Source organism: Mesorhizobium sp. Cs1321R2N1 (assembly GCF_037179725.1).
GTDB classification, from domain to species: Bacteria; Pseudomonadota; Alphaproteobacteria; order Rhizobiales; family Rhizobiaceae; genus Mesorhizobium; species Mesorhizobium salmacidum.
In genome coordinates this window covers 1-19,731 of sequence record NZ_JAPYKP010000044.1, presented here as the reverse complement: position 1 = coordinate 19,731, position 19,731 = coordinate 1, and the positions used below count along the sequence as shown (strand labels likewise).

Below are 19,731 nucleotides of genomic sequence, written 5' to 3'. Positions count from 1 at the left end.
TGACTGACGTTGATCCGTAGTGTCGGACGCGTCGTGCGCGTCGCTTCTTTGTTTCGGGAATTCGCGGGTCCTTCCCCGCTACCAGCTTCCTCCCTCAAGGCGTTCCTCTTCGCCCGGTTCAGGAATCATAGCGAAACTGATTTGAAAGTTCCGGACTGTTGTGATGGGATTCAATCAGGTGCTTTGCTCGGACTGCCGCGACCGGAATTAGTGTGGAGAAATGACCAGCCGCATCACCTTGTCGGATGTCGCAGCTCGCGCTGGCGTGGGCAGTGCCACGGTTGATCGCGTCATCAACGAACGCGGCAATGTGAGCGAGGACGTAAGCCGGCGGGTCCTCAAAGCAGCGCGCGAACTCGGACTGAAGAGAATACTGCCGTCGCCCCATCGTTCAATTGTGCGGCTGAACGTCATTTTGGCCCGGCCAGAATTGCCGCTTATCCATCGCATGGGATTTGAGTTTCGGCGCCTGGCGCCCCGTATGCAGCACCGCATCACAATTCACCGGACATTCCTGAAAGACGAGGAACCGGCCACGGTCGCTGCCGCATTGAAGCGAGGCTCTTATGACGCGGTCATCGTCTACGCGCAGGACCATCCGCTGATCCAAGCCGCGGTCGCCGACCTCGCGAAAGAACACAGGCCCGTGGTCACGATGATCTCGGATTTGCCGGGATCGGACCGACTGTCCTACGCCGGCACCGATCATTACAAGGCCGGCCGGTCGGCAGGGTATTTTCTCGGTCTCATGTCTACGCCAGGCAAGGTCGTCGTGCTTTGCAACCACCTTGGCTTCCAGTCCCATTTCGAACGCGTTCGCGGCCTGAAAGATCAATTGGCCGATGGCGCGCCGCATCTCTCCCTTGCGCAGGTCGTCGAAGGCAGCGACGACCCGGTCCGATCGGAGATTCGCCTCAAGGAGGCGTTTCGTCAGCACCCTGAAACAGTTGCCGTCTACAATGTCGGCGCGGGAAATCGAGGCGTCGTGGCGGCATTGAGGGCGCAGCTGTTGCCGCGCCGGCCAATCTTCATCGGGCACGAGCTGACATCCTACACCCACGCTTATCTGAAGGCAGGGCTGATGACGCTGGCGATCGATCAAAGCCCGGAATTGCAGGCCCAGTTCGCGCTCGATGTGCTGATGAACCATTTCGGCTTCGAAGAGGCGACCCGTGTAGTGCCTCCCTATATTTCGACTGTGCCGATCGTGCTCTACGGGCCTCAAAATCTCCCGGAACATCCGCCGGAGTGATTGAAACCGATCAGCTCGAAGCTGTCGGAACCGCCGCTACGCCCCTATCCGTGGTTGGAGGAATGGAGGAAAGACGTGCGGTATCGTCAGTTCGGCAGAACCGGCTGGAGCGTATCCGAAATAGGTTTCGGCGCCTGGCAGATCGGCGGAACCTGGGGCAAGGTCGACGACGCTGCCTCGATCCGCACGCTCCTTCACGCCTTCGAGCGCGGCATCAACTTCGTCGACACGGCCGAACTCTACGGCGCGGGCCATTCCGAGTCCGTCATCGGCGAAGCGATGCGTCAGTGGAAGGGCGGCAAGATCTATGTCGCCACCAAGGCGCAGCCGACCGTCTGGCCAAATCCCGATGATCCCGCGCCGCAGGTCAGAGGGCGCTTTCCGGAGTGGCATTTGCGCGCCAATGTCGAGGCCTCGATTCGCCGGCTGGGCGTCGAACGGCTGGACCTGTTCCAGTTGCATAGCTGGGGGCCGATGGGCCACCGCGAACTGGATTGGCTCGAGACGCTCAACGATTTGCGCGTCGAAGGCAAGATCGACCAGATTGGCATATCGCTGCGCGACAACCATCCTGAGGAAGGCATTGCGCTGGCAAGGCTCGGGCTGGTCTCCTCCGAGCAAGTCATCTTCAATATGTTCGAGCAACCGCTGCGTGACGCGCTGCTGCCCGCTGCGAAAGCCAGCGGCACCGCAATCATCGCGCGCGTGCCACTGGATTCCGGATCGCTCGTCGGGACCTGGCGGGAAAACACTTACGCCACATTCGAGCCGGACTCACAGCCGCACCAGATGTTCCGAGGCGAACGATTTGCGGAAACGCTCGGGCGTGTCGCTTCACTGAAGGCCGATGTGGCGCCGTTCTACGCGCACCTCGCCGAAGCTGCGATGCGATACGTGCTGGCTCACGATGCCATCGGCGTGCTCATTCCCGGCATGAAGAGCCCGGCCGAGGTCGACATGAATGTGCGCTACTCCGACGGGGCGGCCTTTCCGGCAGAACTGATGGAATTGATGCCGAAACACGCCTGGGTAAGGAATTTCTACCGATGACACGTCAGATCGAGCGGCTCAGGCCGCACCAGATCGCTGAAGCGCTGTCGGAGCGTTCGCTGATCTATCTGCCGCTCGGCACCATCGAGTGGCACTGCCATCATCTCCCCGTTGGTCTCGATGCCTTGACGGCCCATGGTCTCTGCCTTCGAGCCGCCGACAAAACCGGCGGGCTGGTGTGGCCCCCGCTCTATTACGGCACTGGCGGCGACCACGCGGGTTTCCCCTGGACTGTCATGATGCCTGATGAAACGGCGATCCGGCCATTGTTGCTCCATACACTTCACCGGTTGAATCAATTGGGCGTGGGCACCGTGGTCTTGTTCTCGGGTCACTTCGCGAACGAGCAGCTAGCGATGATCGATGGAATAGCATCCGATTGGAATGCCATCGGCAAGGGTCCGAAGGTCATACCGCTAGCGGTCAATCGGGCTCGTATTGAGAACTTCGAACCGGATCATGCCGGCCTGTTTGAGACCACGCTGCTATCGGGTCTAATGCCCGAGACAGTTGACCGCGAGCGCCTGTCATCCGGCGACGAAGGCGGACTGGACCGGTTCGACCCGAAATCACCTCTGTGGGGGATAGTCGGCGCGGATCCTCGACGGCTTCCGCCGGTGGCTCCCAATGAACTCGTAGACGGGGTTGCAAACTGGCTTGCTGCCGCCAAGCCGCAGCGCGCTGGCTAAGGAGAAACGCGATGCATCATGTAGGAACCACATTCGTCGCATCTCAAGGGTACGGTCCGCCCAGCGACCTGTGGGCGTTGAAGGAGGACATCGCAGCGCGACGGATCGTCTTACCTGGGCAATTCGAGAAAATTGGCCGCTACGCTCTGGCGAATCCGGAGGAAATAGCCTTTGGAACCTCTCGCCAAATCGCCGCCTCAGTCGGCGCGAGCCAATCGACCGTCTCCCGTTTTGTGCGTGCGCTAGGGTTTGAAGAGTTTGGCGAATTCCGAGGCATTTTCCGGAGCTATCTTCGCGATCGCAAATCGAAAGTATGAGTCTGTCGCGCTTTGCGAATGAGTGCTTCCGGCTCCATTCCTAGCGCGTCGGCGATGCGCCCAAGAACCGTGACACTTGCCGAAACATCAGCGCGTTCAATGGCAGCGATGTAGCGGGCGCTCAGACCGGAGCGCCCTGCCAATTCCTCTTGAGTCATGTGCCGCCTGTTTCTGGCTTGCCGCAAATTAAGAGCAAGATTCTCTCTGAGGTCCATCCCGAGAGATAACTCGTGAATGGAACGATCATTCCAGGCGAACAGGACCGCAAAGCCCTCGACGAGATTCGAGCGCGCCATCGCCGGCATCAGGGCGCGATCGAGGATGGCCTGTGGCAACCTTCGATGAAATCGAGAATGGAAGACCTGGAGTCACCGCGCGGCTAGCGGCGGCGCCCAGTGACGTGCCCGACCTGCATCCCAACATCGCCACTCTCTACCGCAAGCGGGTCGTGCAACTCACGCAAGCGCTCGCCGATCACGATGACGCACGTCCGGCCGCCGAGGAGCTGCGCTTGTTCATTGGAGAGATCGTGCTTACGCCGGCGTCAAGCGCGGCGAGGTGCATGCCGAGCTGCGCGGCGAGTTGTTCGGCATCCTCGAACTCGCCAAAACTGACCAAAAAGTCTGACGATGTTATGACAAAACGGGTTGCGGGTCCCCGCAACGAATTTTATCATAAATCAATAACCGTCCCGGTTTAACCGGGGCGGTTTTTGCGTTGGAAGGGCGCGCAATCGCCGTCGTTGTGATTAGCCGGCCTCAACAGCCAGTTCAAGCCGCGATGAACGTTCATGCCTGTTCTCCCCATCCCTGACCTTATTCCATAAGTGCCGTGAAACCAGCGTGAAATGCTACTGATCCCGGGCTCAACTCTTCGCGAGTCGAACGCTGGTCCGGCGGCGTCTCAAAGCTGGTAGGTCTTGTGGACAGCGATCCCGGCCTGGAGATGCCGGAATTGTGTGTTAGCGTTGCCCGCGACGAAGGCTGAGTGCGGCCATACGGCTTGCGCGGCACGGTCTTCCGCAGATCCTGGGCCCATTTTACCCAGGATGGACAAGCCTTATGATCAGTCCTACCGTTTGAACGGATTCAGCAGAGATATGTGCATCTCATCCATGAATAAGATTGATATCGCTAAAAACAAGAGTGGTGAGGAACGCCAGACGGCCACGAACCATCTGCGCCTCGGCACGCGGCTGAAGCTTGCCCGCCAGACGCGCGGTCTGACCTTGAGGGCACTTGCCGACGCCGCAAACTGCTCGGAAAGCCTGCTTTCGAAGGTAGAGAACGGCAAGGTCTCGCCGTCGCTCCCAATGCTCCACCGCCTTGTCGAGGTGCTTGGCACTAACATCGGCTGGATGTTCGAGGAGTCCGACGGCGAGGAGGGCATCGTCTTCAGGGCCGGAACGCGACCGTTGATCGCGCTCGATCCGCTGCGGCGCGGCGAGGGCATTTCGCTCGAGCGCGTCATTCCCTATTCGCCGGGCCATTTACTCCAGTGCAACATCCATCATATCGAGGCCGGCGGCGAAAGCGCCGGCCCGATCCAGCACGCCGGCGAGGAAGTCGGCTATGTGCTCGAAGGCTCGATTGAACTGATGGTGGGTGAGAAGACGTTTCGCCTAACTGCCGGCGATTCCTACGTGTTCAATTCCGAACTGCCTCACTGGTATCGCAATGTCGGCGACGAACGCGCCAGCATCTTCTGGGTGAACACGCCGGCGACATTCTGATGCGGTGCGTGAGCCAGTTCCTTTCGATGACGCTAATTCAAGTCGCTTGACAAGCAATCAAGTACCTTGAATTATGGTTGAGCGCTCAGGCGCCAGGTGAGCCCGATCAAGGGCCGTTTCGCTAAACCAAGGGGAACCGGAATGCGTCTTACCAAGATCCTTTCAGGCTGCGTGGCAGCCGTTGCCATGACCTTCGCCCTCGGCTCTGCCACCGCCATGGCCGAGACCTATGCGCTCGTCACCATCAACCAGCAGGCTTTGTTCTTCAATCAGATCAATGAGGGCGCCACGGCCGCGGCCAAGGCCGCTGGCGTCGATCTCGTCATCTTCAACGCCAACAATGTTCCGACCGCGCAGAACGACGCGATCGAGAACTACATCACCCAGAAGGTCGACGGCATCATTCTGGTCGCCATCGACGTCAATGGCGTGAAGCCCGCGATCACCGCGGCAAAGGCAGCCGGCATTCCGGTAATCGCCATCGACGCTCAGATCCCCAATGGCGACAACGTCGCCTTCGTCGGCGTCGACAACACCAAGGCCGGCGAGGACATTGGCAAGTTCTACGCCGACTACGTCAAGACCAAGCTCAACGGCACTGCCAAGATCGGCGTGGTCGGCGCGCTCAATTCGTTCATCCAGAACCAGCGACTCGACGGCTTCAAGAAAGCGGTCACGGAGAGCGGTCAAAAGGTCACCTTCCTCGACACGGTCGACGGCCAGAACGTGCAGGACGTGGCGCTGTCGGCTTCCGAAAATCTCATGACCGCCAATGCCGACATGACGACGCTCTACGCCACAGGCGAGCCGGCGCTGCTCGGCGCAGTTTCGGCCGTCACCAGCCAGGGCCGTACCGGCGACGTCAAGGTGTTCGGCTGGGACCTGACCAAGTCGGCGGTGCAGGGTCTCGAAGAGGGCTGGGTGGTAGCTGTTGTCCAGCAGGATCCGGCTGGCGAAGGCAAGGCTGCCATCGATGCCTTCGTCAAACTCAAGAAGGGTGAGAAGATCGACCCGATCATCAATGTTCCGATCACCATCGTGACCAAGGACAATGTTGGTCAGTTCAAGGGTATGTTCAAGTAATATCTCCCAGGACCGTCGGGCTGCGCCATGTTGCGTGGCCCGGCGACCGATCTTTTGAACATGTCGGCCAAGAACGAACTGGAACCGCGATGAGCGACGGCGAAACCTACCGCGTCCGGATGACCGGCATTTCCAAACGATACGGCCCCATCCAGACGCTGGACAATGTCACGCTGTCGCTGAAACGCGGAGAAGTGCTCGGCCTGGTCGGCGACAATGGCGCTGGCAAATCCACCTTGAGCAAGGTGCTGTCTGGCGCGGTCATCCCGGATTCCGGCACGGTCGAGATCGATGGCAAGGCCGTGTCCTTTGCCTCGCCGGCCGATGCGCGCGCGGCAAGGGTGGAGATGGTCTATCAGGACCTTTCGCTGTGCGACACGGTCGATGTGGCGGGCAATCTGTTCCTTGGTCGTGAGCCGCGTCGCCACGTTCTCGGCGTCCCCTTTCTCGACAGCAAGCGCATGCACGACGAGACGCGCGACATGCTCGATCGGCTCGGCATCGTCATTGCAGACACTAGGCTCAAGGTCGAGAACCTGTCGGGCGGCCAGCGCCAGTCGATCGCCATCGGCCGCGCCGCCTCCTTCGATCCTTCGGTGCTGATCATGGACGAGCCGACGGCCGCACTTGCGGTGGCGGAAGTCGAGGCGGTGCTGGAACTCATCCGCGCTGTCAGCGCTCGCGGCGTCAGTGTCATCCTGATCACCCACCGCCTGCAGGACCTGTTCCTGGTCTGCGACCGCATCCAGGTCATGTATGAGGGCCGCAATGTCGCCGAACGCAACATCGGCGAGACCAGCATCGAGGAGGTCGTCAACCTGATCGTCGGCCGCAAGTTCAGTGCGCGCTCGGCGCGTGCCAGCCGCGAAGAGGCAGCGCAACCATGAACGTCACCTCATCCTCGGCACAAGTCGGCACCACAACGCCCAAGCGTGCTCGAAACAGCACGTGGAAGGACGTGGCGATGGCCAATGGCAGTGTCGTGTCTATCGCGCTGTTTTTCCTCGTCGTCTGCATCATCTTCTCGCTTGTCACCGGCTCCTTCTTGACGGCGCCCAACCTGCTCAACATCGTTCGCCAGTCGGCGCCCCTGCTGATCGTCGCGGCGACGATGACCTTTGTCATCACCACGGGCGGCATCGATCTGTCGGTCGGTTCGGTGCTGGCGCTGACGGCGACCTTGTCGGCGGCTCTGCTTCAGGCCGGACTGCCATGGCCGCTCGTCATCATCGCCTTGCTTGCGCTCGGCGCAGCGCTCGGAGCCTTGCAAGGCTTCTTCGTCGCCTATGAGCGCATACCCGCTTTCATTGTTACGCTGGCCGGCTTGTCCGTCATCCGCGGCGTGGCACTTTTAATCACCGGCGGCTATTCGATCCCGGTCGAGCCGACCAGCTTTTTTGTCAACATCGGGAGGGCCTGGTTCCTCGGCGTTCCGGTGCCGGCACTGCTTGCCCTCGTGGTCCTGGTCGTCACTTATCTTGCCTTCAACCAGACGCCGTTCGGCCGCTACGTCACCGGCATCGGCGCCAATGCCGAGGCGGTGCGCCGTGCCGGCGTCGACACGCGCTTCGTGACGCTCTTTGTCTACATACTGTCGGGCATGGCGGCTGCGTCGGCCGGGATCATCCTGGCGGCGCGGCTCGGTTCCGGCTCGTCGAATTCCGGCCAGGGTTTCGAGCTCGACGTCATCGCCGCGGTGGTGCTTGGCGGCACCAGTCTGTTCGGCGGGCGCGGCACCATCATCGGCACCGTGCTCGGCGCCTTGACCGTCGCCGTGATCGGCAATGGGCTGATCCTAGCGCATATGTCGCCCTTCCTCACGCCGATCGTCACCGGCTCGATCATCCTTGTGGCAATCTGGATCAACTTTCGCCTGTTCAAGGGCGCGGCGCGGGGCCGCTGACATGGATCATCTGTTCGACGACAAGCCAAGGGAGCGGGCGCCGATTGGCGTTCGCTCAGGTACGGTCATGACCGTCACCGGGCCGATCTCGATCGCCGACATGGGCGTGACGCTTATGCACGAGCATATCCTGCTCGACGGCGCGACGTCCTGGAAATGCCCCTGCCATCCCGACGACAAGAAGATCGCCGAGCAGCCGGTCAGCATCGAGATCATCGGCGAGCTACGGATGAATCCGTACATGAACCGCGACAATGTCTCGCTCGACGACAGCGATCTGGCGCTTTCGGAACTGGCGAAATACCGCGCGCTCGGCGGCCACACCGTGGTCGATGCAACCAATATCGGCATCGGCCGCGACCCAGTGAAACTGGCGCGCATTGCCCGCTCCTCAGAACTGCGCATCGTCATGGGGACAGGTTTCTATCTTCAGCACACCCATCCCGACTGGCTGGAGGCGATGGACGTCGACGACGTCACCGAATTCCTGGTCAATGACGTTGGCGGCGGAGCAACGCAGCCCGAAATCATGGCCGGCATCATCGGCGAGGTCGGCGTCAGCAAAGATTTTACCGACGAAGAGCGAAAGTCGCTGCGGGCATCGGCCCGCGCCGCGAAGATCACTGGCGTGCCGCTGACCATCCATCTGCCCGGCTGGGAGCGGCTGGCGCATGAGGTTCTCGACGTGGTCGAGGCGGAAGGCGCCGATCTGAGGCACACGGTGCTGTGCCACATGAACCCGAGCCACAACGATCTTGCCTATCAGAAAAGCCTCGCCGAGCGCGGTGCCTTCCTGGAATACGACATGATCGGCATGGATTTCTACTATGCCGACCAGGACGCGCAATCGCCTTCCGACGAGCAGAACGCGCAGGCGATCCGCGCATTGATCGACATGGGGCTGGTCGATCGCATCCTGCTGTCGCAGGACGTCTTTTTGAAGATCATGCTGACGCGTTTCGGCGGCTTCGGTTACGGCTTCATCCTCAAGCATTTTGTGCCGCGGCTGAAGCGCTACGGCGTCGAGCAGTCAGCGATCGACAAGATGCTGGTCGACAATCCAAAGACGGTGTTCGCCGCCGGCCTCTAGGCTGCGGACCAACTCGACATAGGGAGTCAAAATGTCCAGGAAGAAGGTTCTTCTCGCAGGCGAATCCTGGGTCTCGACCGCGACCCACATCAAAGGCTTCGACCAATTTCCGACCGTGACCTACCATACGGGTGCAGACGAGCTGCTGGCTGCGCTGAAGGACAGTGTCTTCGACGTCAGCTTCATGCCGGCGCATGAAGCGCAGCGGAATTTCCCCCAGACCATCGAAGCGCTTTGCGCCTATGACGCGGTCGTGCTTTCCGACATCGGCGCCAACACGCTCTTGCTTCACCCCGACACCTGGGTCCATTCCAAACCGACACCGAACCGGCTGCGCCTGTTGCGCGATTATGTCGGCAATGGCGGCGGCCTGCTGATGTTCGGCGGTTATTACAGCTTCCAGGGCATCAATGGCGGCGCGCGCTATCACAAGACGCCGGTCGAGGAGGTGCTGCCGGTCACCTGCCTGCCGGTCGACGATCGCGTCGAGGTCCCTGAAGGCTACGCGCCGGTCGTCGTCGGTCCGCAAAACCATCCGATCCTCAGGGGCTTGGGCAAGGACTGGCCGATCCTGCTCGGCTTTAACGAGGTTACCGTCAAGGACGGCACTGAGGTGCTCGCCACCGTGTCTTCCGACTACGGCTCGTTGCCGCTGCTTGTCACCGGCTCCTATGGCAAGGGCCGCACCGTCGCCTGGACCTCTGACGTCGGCCCGCACTGGCTGCCGCCGGGCTTCATCGCGTGGAGCGGCTACAAGACACTGTTCGAGCAGATGCTCGCCTGGGCGACGTCCAGGGACTAGCGATGCGCGTCCACGTCATCGGCAATGTCTGCGTCGATACGACGTTTCGGCTGGACCGGTTTCCACGTCCGGGCGAGACGCTGAACGCATTCGAATATGCCGACAGCCTTGGTGGCAAGGGCGCGAACCAGGCTGTCGCTGCCGCGCGGACCGGAGCCGATGTGCGCTTCGATGCGGCGATCGGCAACGATGCCGCAGCGGCATGGATAAGCGAGCGGCTGAGGCGCGAACTCGACGTCAGCCACCTGACGACCTTGCCGCTACCCAGCGACCGTTCGACCATCATGGTCGACACGCAAGGCGAGAACGTCATCGTCACCGGCGCCAGTTGCGCCGCCGCCTTCGATCCGCTGGCCGACAGAGATTTCGCATCCTCAATCGAGCGCGGCGACTTCCTTGTGATGCAGGGCAATCTCCGCGCCGAGGTGACGTCGGCCTGCCTGCACGCCGCGCGCGGGGCAGGCGCCATGACGATCCTCAATCCGAGCCCGCTGGCGATCGGCGATCTCCCAGATTTGAGCGCCGTCGGCCTAGTTGTCGCCAATGCTGGCGAGGCCGCGCAACTGACCGGAGCCAACGATCCTGCCGCCGCTGCCCGCGCATTGATTGGTCAAGGCGCTGCCGCCGCGATCGTCACGCTTGGCGCGCAAGGCTGGCTGGTGGCGGACGGCAGAGGGCGGATCGAGAGGATCGCTGCTCCCATAGTGGCTGTGTCGGACACCAGCGGTGCGGGCGACGTTTTTTGCGGCTGCCTGGCAGGCTGCATCGCGGTTGGTATCGATCTCGCCGGGGCGGCGAGGATCGCCGTGCGCGCCGCCGGCATCTCGGTCGGACGAGCCGGCACGCTCGAATCCTGCCCTGACAGGCGCGAGATGAAGGCTCTCATGGAAACGACGGAAGCGGAAAACGTATGACAAAAACACCCAAGGCCATCGGTTCCAAACAGGTCGCGAACGATGCGCTGCGCTCGATCTTCGGAAGAAGCAAAGTGGTGATCGGCGTCGTCCATCTTGCTCCGCTGCCGGGCACGCCCCGCTACGAGGGCGACGCGGTCGAGACGATCTATCAGCGCGGCCTCGACGACGCCAAGGCCTACTTGCATGGCGGCTGCGACGGGGTCATCGTCGAAAACCACGGCGACGTGCCATTCGCCAAACCCGACGACATTGGGCCCGAAACCTCCGCCTATATGTCCGTCGTCTCCGACCGCATTCGCCGTGAGCTTGGTCGGCCGATCGGCATCAATGTGCTCGCCAATGCCTCGATTCCCGCCCTGTCGGTTGCCAGCGCCGCCGCCGCCTCCTTCGTGCGTGTCAACCAATGGGCCAACGCCTATGTCGCCAATGAAGGCTTCATCGAGGGCGAGGCGGCGCGCGCCCTGCGCTTCCGCGCCAGGCTGCGAGCCAACGGCATCCGCATCTTTGCCGATGCCCATGTCAAACATGGCGCCCATGCCATCGTCGGCGATCGGCCGGTCGAGGAGCAGGTTAAGGACCTCGTCTTCTTCGACGCCGATGCGGTGATCGCCACCGGCCAGCGTACCGGCCACGCCGCCGACCTCGGCTATATCCGCATGATCAAGGACGCGGCCGGTCTGCCGACGCTGGTCGGCAGCGGCGTGACGCCAGACAACGCCAACGACATTCTCGATATCGTCGACGGCGTTATCGTCGCCAGCTCGCTGAAGCACGACGGCGTCTGGTGGAACGATGTCGATCCGCAGCGTGTGAAGGCCTTTATCGGCGGCATCAAGCGGTGACCTTGGTGCCGAAGATCGATGGCGAAAGACTGCTCGGACGGCTCGACGCGTTCGCTCGGATCGGCTCGACGCCCGCCGGGGGCGTCAACCGGCAGGCCTTCAGCGTCGAGGATCGTGCCGCGCGGCGTCTGCTGGCGGAGCTGGCGCTGGGACGTGGCTTCCAGGTCTTTCAGGACGGCATGGCGAACCTCTTCATCCGCCGCTGGGGCTTGGATGCCGCTCAGCCGCCGCTGCTGATCGGCAGCCACCTGGACAGCCAGCCGACCGGCGGTCGCTTCGATGGTGCGCTCGGCACACTTTCAGCCTTCGAGGCTCTGGAGGCTCTGGAGGATGCGAGAGCGCAAACACTGATGTCGATCGAGGTCGTCGCCTGGTCCAATGAAGAAGGCAGCCGCTTCGCGCCGGGCGTCATGGGTTCTATGGCGTTCACCGGCGCGGATATCTCCGCCTGGAATTCCATCATCGGCAGCGACGGCGCGCCGCTGTCGGAGGAGATCGAAGCGACGATTGCTGCCTTGCCCGAGGCAAAACTTCGTCCGATCGGCATGCCGATATCAGGCTATATCGAGCTTCACATCGAACAGGGGCCGTCCCTGGAAAAGGAGCGGACGTCGATCGGCGTCGTCACCGCGGTCCAGGGCACGCGCTGGCTGGAAGTGTCCATTCAAGGGTCCGCGGGCCACGCCGGCACCACCGGCCTTGCCTATCGCAGAGATCCGATGGTCGCTGCCGTTGCCGCCATGCACAGCCTTCAGGCGACGATCATGCCTCACGACACCAGCGCGCGGCTGACGGTTGGGCGGATCGCTGCAAAACCGGGATCGATCAACGCCATCCCGCAGACCGTGACCTTCACCGTCGACCTCAGGCATCCGCGGCCCGAGCGGCTCGATGCCATGGAGGCCGAGCTGCGCCGGGTCTGCGCGGCCGAGGCCAAGGCCCAGAATTGCATGGCAACCATTAGCCTGTCATTCGATATGCCCGGCGCAGCCTTTTCGCCTGAGATGATCGAGACCATCGAGGAAGCCGCCCGTCGTCTCGATCTGCGGCACAAGCAGATGATTTCGGGCGCCTTTCATGACGCGCTGTTTCTTGCCCGCGTGGCTCCGGCCGCGATGATCTTCGTGCCGTGCCGCGACGGGCTGAGTCACAACGAATCGGAATTTGTCGAGCCCGCCGATGCAATCTGTGGCGCGCGGGTTCTGCTTGAGGCGACCGTCATGTTAGCCAGATCACGATTGAAGACAAATCTTTGACCTTCACATCGGGCGTGGCTTCTATGGTGGCAGGCTGATTTGAACTGAGGGGCCTGCAAGGAGGCATAGCCGACGCCGCGGGGACAGAAAGGCAAAATCCTTTCCCCGCAACCACACAGTGCGACATCGCTCGAATATCAGCCCTGCGGATTGGCCTTCAAAAACACCGTACTAATTGCCGTACTAATTCGCAAAAAAGTACGGCGTCAATTTGCTAAGCTCCTGAAAACGTTGGTGATCCCGACAGGAATCGAACCTGTGACCTACAGATTAGGAATCTACCATCCATCTCGACGCCGGAATATCTGCGACAAACGCGTGCGGCGAAGGCGTGCAGTGGCGTGCCAACAGGAGGGTTTGCTCAGGGATTAGATGGGTGCCGACGATTGCCGGAAAGGCTGAATGAGCAGCGGCAGGGCAGCGGAGATTCGTGACAGGCGTATGCGAATGCCTTAGGTATCTGCGGCGTCCTTTTTCGGTTTCGTATTGCCTTTGTACGAGGCCGTTTTTATTCCAAACGCAGTCGGTGGACTCACTATGGCCCGAAAGAAAAAAGCCCCCCAAGTTCGATGCTTCGCCGATGGCGTCGAGGTGGAAACCATCCTCGATTTGGCCGGCCCTCACAAGGATGAGCTGGTGAAGCGAATCGCTGAGGCGCTGGCGCGAGACGCGGCGAGGCGGGATTTTCTCGCCGAGCGTGGCTTAGTCTCGCGTCAAGCTTAACGGGCCGTTGCCGGAATCATTCAGAATGGGGGGCGTTCAACGCGCGCGAGCTGTATTGCCTCCGAGAGGATAGTTCATCCCTTCCGTTGGTCTTGGGTTCGCCGGACCATACGAGAACATTCGACCGACAAAGGGTGGCGAACCGGCCGGCTAAATCCTTGATTTTCTATTTGAAAATCCTGTGCCCGGGCCCATCATTATCGTTATTTATGGCTTATAGGTAGGTTCGCCAAGTAGCGGCTTGCGCGTCACCAGCCGTACGACCCGATCCATACCCTGCACCGCCACGCGAACCTGAGATGCCTCGCGCGAATACAGTTCCGCGTGATCAATGTCGTCGTGCCCCAGCACATCCATAAGCTGCCTGGTCGAGGCCTCTGCCTCGGCGAGATAAACGCCAAGCGACTTTCTCAAGCCGTGCAGCGTCAGGCCTTTCGGAAGTCCGGCAAGCTTGCACCAATGCGCCATTGTCCCGGTTAGGGATTGGCCGAGAAAGGCTCGCCATAAGCGGTCACCAAAACGGTTTCACCGCGCTTACCGGCGGTATCGAGGATCTCGGCAAGCATGGGTGTAATCGGCACGAAGAGCCGCTTGCCGCCGGTCCTCTTCTTGTTCTTTGCCTGAATGATGTCAAAGTCGTCGAACTGACGTTCTTCGCCGTCGAACATAACCCTGCGGGTGACCCTCTGATCCCATCGCAAACCAGCGACATCGCCGCGGCGGTTGCCGAGCCAAAGCGCGAGACCATAGCAGGTGCGCGCGGCAGTCCCGAGCGGCCACCTCTTCTCAAACTTCTCCATGGCTTCGTGCGGCCAAGCCTTCCAGCCGGAGTAGGCGGGACGCCATTCCACGGCTGCGGTAGGGTCTATCTCGATCCAGTCCTGTCGCATCGCGACATACACGAGTTTGCGTATCGCGACCAGCAGATGCTTGGCTTTGTGCGGCGTTGCAATGAAGCGTCCCAGAAGCTCTTCGACATGGATTCGACGAAGATTCTTTACAGGAACATCCCGCCACGTGAGGGGTTGTCGGGGACGATCCGCAGTTCCAAGAACTCCTCGATCAGACGGCCGTTCTTGCTTTTCGTGCTCTCATCATGGGCCAGCCACTTCACGGAAGCCTTCAGCCTCTGTGCGGCCGATCCAAAGGTTCCGGGCAACGCGTCCCCTGGCATCATCACGACTGGAGCCGAATTTTTCGGCCCTCGACCGCAGCCTGATAGGCTTCCTTGAAGCCTTGCTCGTTGGGGGCTGGCAGCGACACCAGGCGCCCGCTGGCGCGGTAGCGCCAACGTGTCGTTCCATGCCGATCCTTATAGCATGATATGCCCGGACATTTGTCTTTCAGACGCTGTTCCATCGAGGACCCAGACCATTATCCACGATGATTCCCTTGCAAGAGAAAATCGACAATATTTTCGTCATCAGGAAGATCGGCGAATGCCGCCCAGTTTCAGGCGATCCCAGATTACACGACTATCTATTTTCTTTGGCTTCAGCATACGTCTGTCGGCGACCATTTGGTCGAATTTTGTTATTCCAACGCCAACGTAGCGTGCCGCTTCTTCGCGCGACAGGCCACGCGGGGGGTAGGAGAGAGCATCGCTCTTCATTGCGTTGATCCTCGATCAGGACTGGCGGCATGCCAGCGTTAGTCAAAGCGAAACGCCAACCACAGGCATCTCAACCCGAATAAAGGGACGCGGTGATATGGGGAAAGCCCGTCGTTGGCTTGGATTGTAGTGGGGCTGTCCCGACGTGCGAATAGGACAGTCGGGCGTACCGAGACGCAAGCGCGCAGGTAGTCATCGGTGACGAAGTTGGTGTGGTTTATGGTGGTAGCGCCAGAGCGCTACCGCCTTTCCCCGTGCTCACAGAGCTGCCAATTCAGAATTCGCTGTTCCAGCTAAGGGAAGTGAGCATCCTATGAACAACTGAGGACATCAGCTAGCCACTAAAGCCGCGCCAATCCGCTTAGAAATCGACACAATCCATATACGCAGTTCCGGGCCGAAGGGCTTTTGCAGGGCCGCACGGTCCCAAGCGAGGAAATAGGCTTGGGATAATCTGAGCCGTTGATTGAAAGGTATGATGAGCCTGCCGGACGCGATATCCTCGGCGGCCATCGAAAGCTGCGCCAGCACAATGCCCCTTCCGTTCGTTGCTGCGTCGATCGCGGCGCTCGACAAGGAAAAGGCGACTTCGCCTGAAGCCTTTCGGTACAACGCTCCGATGCTTGCGGCCCATTCCGCCCAGCTTGGCGGCGAACGGTGGTCGCGAGCCCATTCGATGCTGAGAAGCGGCAGATCGAGAATGTCGGCGGGCTTGCGGACCGGATGTTTCGCCAGCAACGAGGGCGAGCAGGCCGGCACCACCCAATCGGTGAACAGCTCAACATAGTGGTTGAAATCGCGATACTTGTCGCCGTACGAAATGCGGAAGTCGACCCCTTCAGTGTCCAGTCGGGGTTCCGTCTCCGCACCGACAAGGCGTACGGTCGCGCCCGGGTGCGCCAGTTGCCAATCCAGCAATTGCGGGCCGATCCATTTGCTGGCCAGCGATGGCAGGCAGGAAATAGTCAGCGTGTCTGCGGATCGCGCCCGTTCGATGACGTCTTGGGCTTGGCGAATTTGATCGAATCCGAGGGAAACCGCCGCGTGATAGACACGCCCCAGCGCTGTAAGGGCGACACTCCTGCCGCGCCGTTCCAACAGCCTGGCCTCCAGGGCATCTTCCGCCTTGCGGATCTGCTGGCTGACCGCGCCGACAGAGACGCCGAGCTCATTTGCCGCGGCTGTCACGCTGCCGCGCCTGCCGAAGGCCTCGAAGGCCTGTATCGCACGCAGCGGGGGCGGTTTCTTCACTTGGGCAACGATCCTGGGGTCAGCTTGATTTAGCTTTTCTAAAATAGAACGCAGATGCAAGCCCTATGTCGTCCCCGGCCCGCAAGATATTCGTTTTGGCGTTCACAAGCTCGGGAGGACGCCATGTTTCTTCGAAACTGCTGGTACGTTGCCGCATGGGATCATGAGATCGCCGACCAGCTGGTTCCGACCCGGATCCTTGGCGAGGACATTGTCCTCTACCGCCGTACCGACGGCGTGGTGGCGGCGCTCGAAGACGCCTGTCCGCATCGCAAGCTGCCGCTGTCCATGGGCCGGATCAAGGGCGACACGGTTGAATGCGGCTATCACGGCCTGACCTTTGACAGCACGGGAACCTGTACGCGAGTGCCGGGCGCGGAAAAGATACCGCATGTCGCGTGCGTCCGGTCCTATCCGATTGCCGAGCGCTACGGGCTTCTCTGGATATGGATGGGTGAGGCGGCAAAGGCCGATCCCGCGCTGATTTTCGCGGTCGACCATTGGGGCGATCGGGCATGGGGCGTCAACCGCGGCGAGTCGATGGCGCTGGATTGCAACTATCTCTACATGACCGACAACCTGCTCGATCCATCACATGTGTCGTGGGTCCATCAATCTTCCTTCGGCGGTGTCCAGGCCATGGAGGACGCTCCGCTCGAAACCACTGTCGGCGAGGACGGCGTGACCGTATGGCGCTGGGTGATCGATGCCGCGCCGGCGCCGTTCTATGCGCCCTTCCTCAAATTCTCCGGCAATTGCGACCGCAAGCAGCACTACGAAGTGCGCTACCCCTCCAACGCGATCATCAAGGCGATTTTCGTGCCGGCCCGCACCGGGGGCGAGGGCAAGCCGCTGCACGAGGACGTGTTCCTCATGGACAGCTATAACTTCATGACGCCTGTCGATGAGAACCAGACGAAATATTACTGGTTCCAGATGCGCAATTTCGCTCCCGACGATCTGGAGGTGTCGCGCCAGTTCGCCACATCCGTGCGCGGAGCTTTCGACGAGGACCGCACCGTGCTCAATGCCGTGCACAAAGGCATGGCCAACAAGCGCACACCCAATCTCGATCTCAAGATTGATGTCGGGCCGCTGCGTTTTCGCCGCAACCTGGCCAAGCTGATCGCCAGTGAAAGCCAGCAATTGGCGGCCGCCGAATGAACGCATTCACCGCTCGCGACACCATCGCAAGAAGCGGATTTCGCGACCTGAGGGTGGTTGCGAAGGTGCGAGAAAGCGCCATCATCACCTCGTTCCATATGGAGCCGGTCGATCCACGGGACTGGCGCGATTTCGAGCCGGGCCAGTTCCTGGTGTTCAAGATACCCGTGCCGCAGGCGGCCGGCGAAAAGGGATATGTGCTACGCAACTACAGCGTTTCCTGTTCTCCGGCCAGCAAGGGCCGCTACCGGATCAGCGTGAAACGGGAAGCAGCAGCAGCGCCTGGCCTGCCTGACGGGATAAGCTCATGCTTCTTGCATGACCGGATCCAAGTCGGCGACATACTTCAGGCCGAAGGGCCGCGCGGCGATTTCGTGCTCGACAAGGCGAGCAGCCGTCCAGTCGTGCTGCTCAGCGGCGGCGTCGGGCTGACGCCGATGGTCTCGATGCTGCATAGGCTGGCTTCGATGCCGTGCCGCTGTGCCGTGTTCATTCACGCCTGCGAAAACGGCGACGTGCATGCCTTGCGCGACGAGGTGACCGGCCTTGTGGCGACACGGCCAGGCTTGACCGCGCACTACTGCTACCGATCCCCGTCCGAACGCGACAAGGCCGAGCAACACTTCCACAGCGAAGGCATGATTTCGCGGGCCGTGCTACAGCGCCTGTTGCCGATAGACGATTACGATTTCTACCTCTGTGGTCCGCCGCCGTTCATGCAGGCGATCTACGCCATGTTGCGCGAGCTTGGCGTGCCGAAGCACCGCATCGCCTACGAATTTTTCGGCCCGGCGACGGTGCTTGAGCCTGATGCCGTACCGATCCCTGCGGTTGTCGCGCAGACGGCGGGGATCGCGCCGGCAGGCGAGGCAACAACCGTGGAGTTTCGAAAATCGGGACTCAAGGCCATCTGGAATGGCTCCGCCGCATCGCTGCTCGACTTTGCCGAGGATCAGGGTCTGGAACCGGAATTCAGCTGCCGGTCCGGCATCTGCGGCACATGCAAGTCGCGGCTGGTCTCGGGCGACGTGGCCTATTTCGAAGAACCGCTGGACGAGCTTGGGGCAGGCGAGGTGCTGCTGTGCTGCTCTAGGCCCTGCGGATCAGTCGTCCTGGATATTTGAGAAGATCGTGGTGCCGCGTGTGGGCGGAGAACGGAAGTCGGGATTTGGAACAATCGGTCAAACCAGCGTCGAGCCTGCCGCTCAATCCGCATATCGCTGCCTTGCCGCCCTACAATGCCGGCATGAACATCGCGATGGCGCGGGCGCTGAGTGGCCGCCAAGACATCGCCCGGCTGGCTAGCAACGAGAACCCGGATGGCTGCTCCCCCGCCGTCATGGCCGCATTGGCCTCCTCATCGTTCGAACCTTGGCGCTATGCCGATCCGGCCTGCACGGCGCTGCGCGCAGCGCTTGGCGAGAGGCTGGCGATCGATCCCGGCCTGATCGTTGCCGGCAACGGCTCCGAGGAGATGATCGCCGCCATCTCGCGCGCCGTTCTGGTACCAGGCGCCTCTGTCGTTACCACAGTGCCGAGCTTCGGCCTGCATGAGATAGAGCCGCTGGCGATGGGGGCTGATGTCGTCAAGATTGCGATGACGCCGGACATGGGGTTCGATCTTGCCGCGCTCGAAACGGCAATCGCCGCCGAGCCGCGGATCGTTTTCATATCCTCGCCATGGAACCCGGTCGGGCCGGGCCTCGACCATTCCAGCCTGCAACGGCTGATCGGCGCCGTGCAGCCAGGCACGCTTCTTGTCCTCGACGAAGCCTATTTCGAGTTTGCCGATCCCGGCGCGCCCGACGGCATCGAGGTCCTGCGCGACAGCGGCATCGATCATGTGGTGCTGCGGACATTTTCGAAGGCCTATGGCCTGGCGGGATTGCGCGTGGGCTATGCCGTCTGTTCGGATCTCGAATTGGCAAGGGTGATCTCCGCTGCCAAGACACCGTTCAACGTCAATGCGGCGGCGCAGATCGCGGCCATCGCCGCACTCGCCGACGAAGGCTGGATGAAGGCGTCGGCGGGCCGCGTCAGGGCCGAGC

At 61.3% G+C, this 19,731-nt stretch carries 20 protein-coding genes and 2 pseudogenes; 18 read left to right on the top strand and 4 right to left on the bottom strand.

Annotated features, from left to right (window positions below):
• The first annotated feature begins 220 nt into the window (after positions 1-220).
• From O7A61_RS14075 to O7A61_RS14060, 4 genes are read left to right on the top strand one after another with little or no spacing between them, the layout of a single operon-like run.
• A complete protein-coding gene (locus tag O7A61_RS14075) occupies positions 221-1,252 on the top strand; it encodes a LacI family DNA-binding transcriptional regulator (RefSeq protein WP_337130319.1) in 1,032 nt (343 codons plus the stop codon).
• Positions 1,253-2,302 (top strand): aldo/keto reductase, encoded by a 1,050-nt coding sequence (locus O7A61_RS14070; protein WP_337130318.1) that lies wholly within the window; start codon positions 1,253-1,255, stop codon positions 2,300-2,302.
• Complete coding sequence (locus O7A61_RS14065; protein WP_337130317.1) at positions 2,299-2,991, top strand: creatininase family protein; 693 nt, start codon at positions 2,299-2,301, stop codon at positions 2,989-2,991. Before O7A61_RS14070 ends, O7A61_RS14065 begins: the two co-directional genes overlap by 4 nt.
• A gap of 11 nt (positions 2,992-3,002) precedes the next feature.
• Positions 3,003-3,308, top strand: a complete 306-nt coding sequence (locus O7A61_RS14060) for a MurR/RpiR family transcriptional regulator (protein WP_337130316.1) — start codon at positions 3,003-3,005, stop codon at positions 3,306-3,308.
• Here O7A61_RS14060 and O7A61_RS14055 read toward each other — a convergent pair.
• A complete protein-coding gene (locus tag O7A61_RS14055) occupies positions 3,278-3,523 on the bottom strand; it encodes a helix-turn-helix domain-containing protein (RefSeq protein ID WP_337130339.1) in 246 nt (81 codons plus the stop codon). The genes O7A61_RS14060 and O7A61_RS14055 overlap by 31 nt on opposite strands.
• A gap of 113 nt (positions 3,524-3,636) precedes the next feature.
• On the opposite strand from O7A61_RS14055, the gene O7A61_RS14050 reads away from it, so the two are divergent.
• From O7A61_RS14050 to O7A61_RS14000, 11 genes are all read left to right on the top strand, one after another.
• A complete protein-coding gene (locus tag O7A61_RS14050) occupies positions 3,637-4,008 on the top strand; it encodes a hypothetical protein (RefSeq protein ID WP_337130315.1) in 372 nt (123 codons plus the stop codon).
• A 414-nt stretch (positions 4,009-4,422) separates the two neighbouring features.
• Positions 4,423-5,040 carry a cupin domain-containing protein gene (locus O7A61_RS14045; RefSeq protein ID WP_337130314.1) on the top strand — a complete coding sequence of 206 codons (618 nt, stop codon included), beginning with the start codon at positions 4,423-4,425 and terminating at the stop codon, positions 5,038-5,040.
• 141 nt (positions 5,041-5,181) lie between these two features.
• Positions 5,182-6,123, top strand: coding sequence for an ABC transporter substrate-binding protein (locus O7A61_RS14040; protein WP_337130313.1), 942 nt, complete (start codon positions 5,182-5,184; stop codon positions 6,121-6,123).
• 89 nt (positions 6,124-6,212) lie between these two features.
• A complete protein-coding gene (locus O7A61_RS14035; protein WP_337130312.1) occupies positions 6,213-7,010 on the top strand; it encodes an ATP-binding cassette domain-containing protein in 798 nt (265 codons plus the stop codon).
• Positions 7,007-8,026 (top strand): ABC transporter permease, encoded by a 1,020-nt coding sequence (locus O7A61_RS14030; protein ID WP_337130311.1) that lies wholly within the window; start codon positions 7,007-7,009, stop codon positions 8,024-8,026. The genes O7A61_RS14035 and O7A61_RS14030 overlap by 4 nt, the downstream gene beginning before the upstream one ends.
• Before the next feature lies 1 nt (position 8,027).
• On the top strand, positions 8,028-9,116 hold the full coding sequence (locus O7A61_RS14025; RefSeq protein WP_337130310.1) for a phosphotriesterase family protein: 1,089 nt from the start codon (positions 8,028-8,030) through the stop codon (positions 9,114-9,116).
• A gap of 31 nt (positions 9,117-9,147) precedes the next feature.
• Entirely contained in the window at positions 9,148-9,918 is a 771-nt protein-coding gene (locus O7A61_RS14020; RefSeq protein WP_337130309.1) for a glutamine amidotransferase, read from the top strand.
• A 2-nt stretch (positions 9,919-9,920) separates the two neighbouring features.
• Complete coding sequence (locus O7A61_RS14015) at positions 9,921-10,832, top strand: ribokinase (protein WP_337130308.1); 912 nt, start codon at positions 9,921-9,923, stop codon at positions 10,830-10,832.
• Positions 10,829-11,677: a BtpA/SgcQ family protein gene (locus O7A61_RS14010; RefSeq protein WP_337130307.1), complete on the top strand. Its 849-nt coding sequence runs from the start codon at positions 10,829-10,831 to the stop codon at positions 11,675-11,677. Before O7A61_RS14015 ends, O7A61_RS14010 begins: the two co-directional genes overlap by 4 nt.
• Positions 11,674-12,933 (top strand): Zn-dependent hydrolase, encoded by a 1,260-nt coding sequence (locus O7A61_RS14005; protein WP_337130306.1) that lies wholly within the window; start codon positions 11,674-11,676, stop codon positions 12,931-12,933. Before O7A61_RS14010 ends, O7A61_RS14005 begins: the two co-directional genes overlap by 4 nt.
• Positions 12,934-13,470: 537 nt before the next feature.
• Positions 13,471-13,656, top strand: a complete 186-nt coding sequence (locus tag O7A61_RS14000) for a hypothetical protein (RefSeq protein WP_337130305.1) — start codon at positions 13,471-13,473, stop codon at positions 13,654-13,656.
• A 207-nt stretch (positions 13,657-13,863) separates the two neighbouring features.
• Here O7A61_RS14000 and O7A61_RS13995 read toward each other — a convergent pair.
• From O7A61_RS13995 to O7A61_RS13985, 3 genes and pseudogenes are all read right to left on the bottom strand, one after another.
• Positions 13,864-14,357, bottom strand: a pseudogene (locus O7A61_RS13995) (tyrosine-type recombinase/integrase).
• A 673-nt stretch (positions 14,358-15,030) separates the two neighbouring features.
• Positions 15,031-15,268 (bottom strand): annotated as a pseudogene (locus O7A61_RS13990) (hypothetical protein).
• A gap of 330 nt (positions 15,269-15,598) precedes the next feature.
• Positions 15,599-16,519, bottom strand: coding sequence for a LysR substrate-binding domain-containing protein (locus O7A61_RS13985; RefSeq protein WP_337130338.1), 921 nt, complete (start codon positions 16,517-16,519; stop codon positions 15,599-15,601).
• A 123-nt stretch (positions 16,520-16,642) separates the two neighbouring features.
• Between O7A61_RS13985 and O7A61_RS13980 the strand changes: the two genes are divergently transcribed.
• The 3 genes from O7A61_RS13980 to O7A61_RS13970 form a co-directional block, all read left to right on the top strand.
• Complete coding sequence (locus tag O7A61_RS13980) at positions 16,643-17,683, top strand: aromatic ring-hydroxylating dioxygenase subunit alpha (protein ID WP_337130304.1); 1,041 nt, start codon at positions 16,643-16,645, stop codon at positions 17,681-17,683.
• Positions 17,680-18,807 carry a 2Fe-2S iron-sulfur cluster-binding protein gene (locus tag O7A61_RS13975; protein ID WP_337130303.1) on the top strand — a complete coding sequence of 376 codons (1,128 nt, stop codon included), beginning with the start codon at positions 17,680-17,682 and terminating at the stop codon, positions 18,805-18,807. Before O7A61_RS13980 ends, O7A61_RS13975 begins: the two co-directional genes overlap by 4 nt.
• 44 nt (positions 18,808-18,851) lie before the next feature.
• On the top strand, positions 18,852-19,731 hold an 880-nt coding region (locus tag O7A61_RS13970), incomplete at its 3' end, for an aminotransferase class I/II-fold pyridoxal phosphate-dependent enzyme (RefSeq protein WP_337130302.1).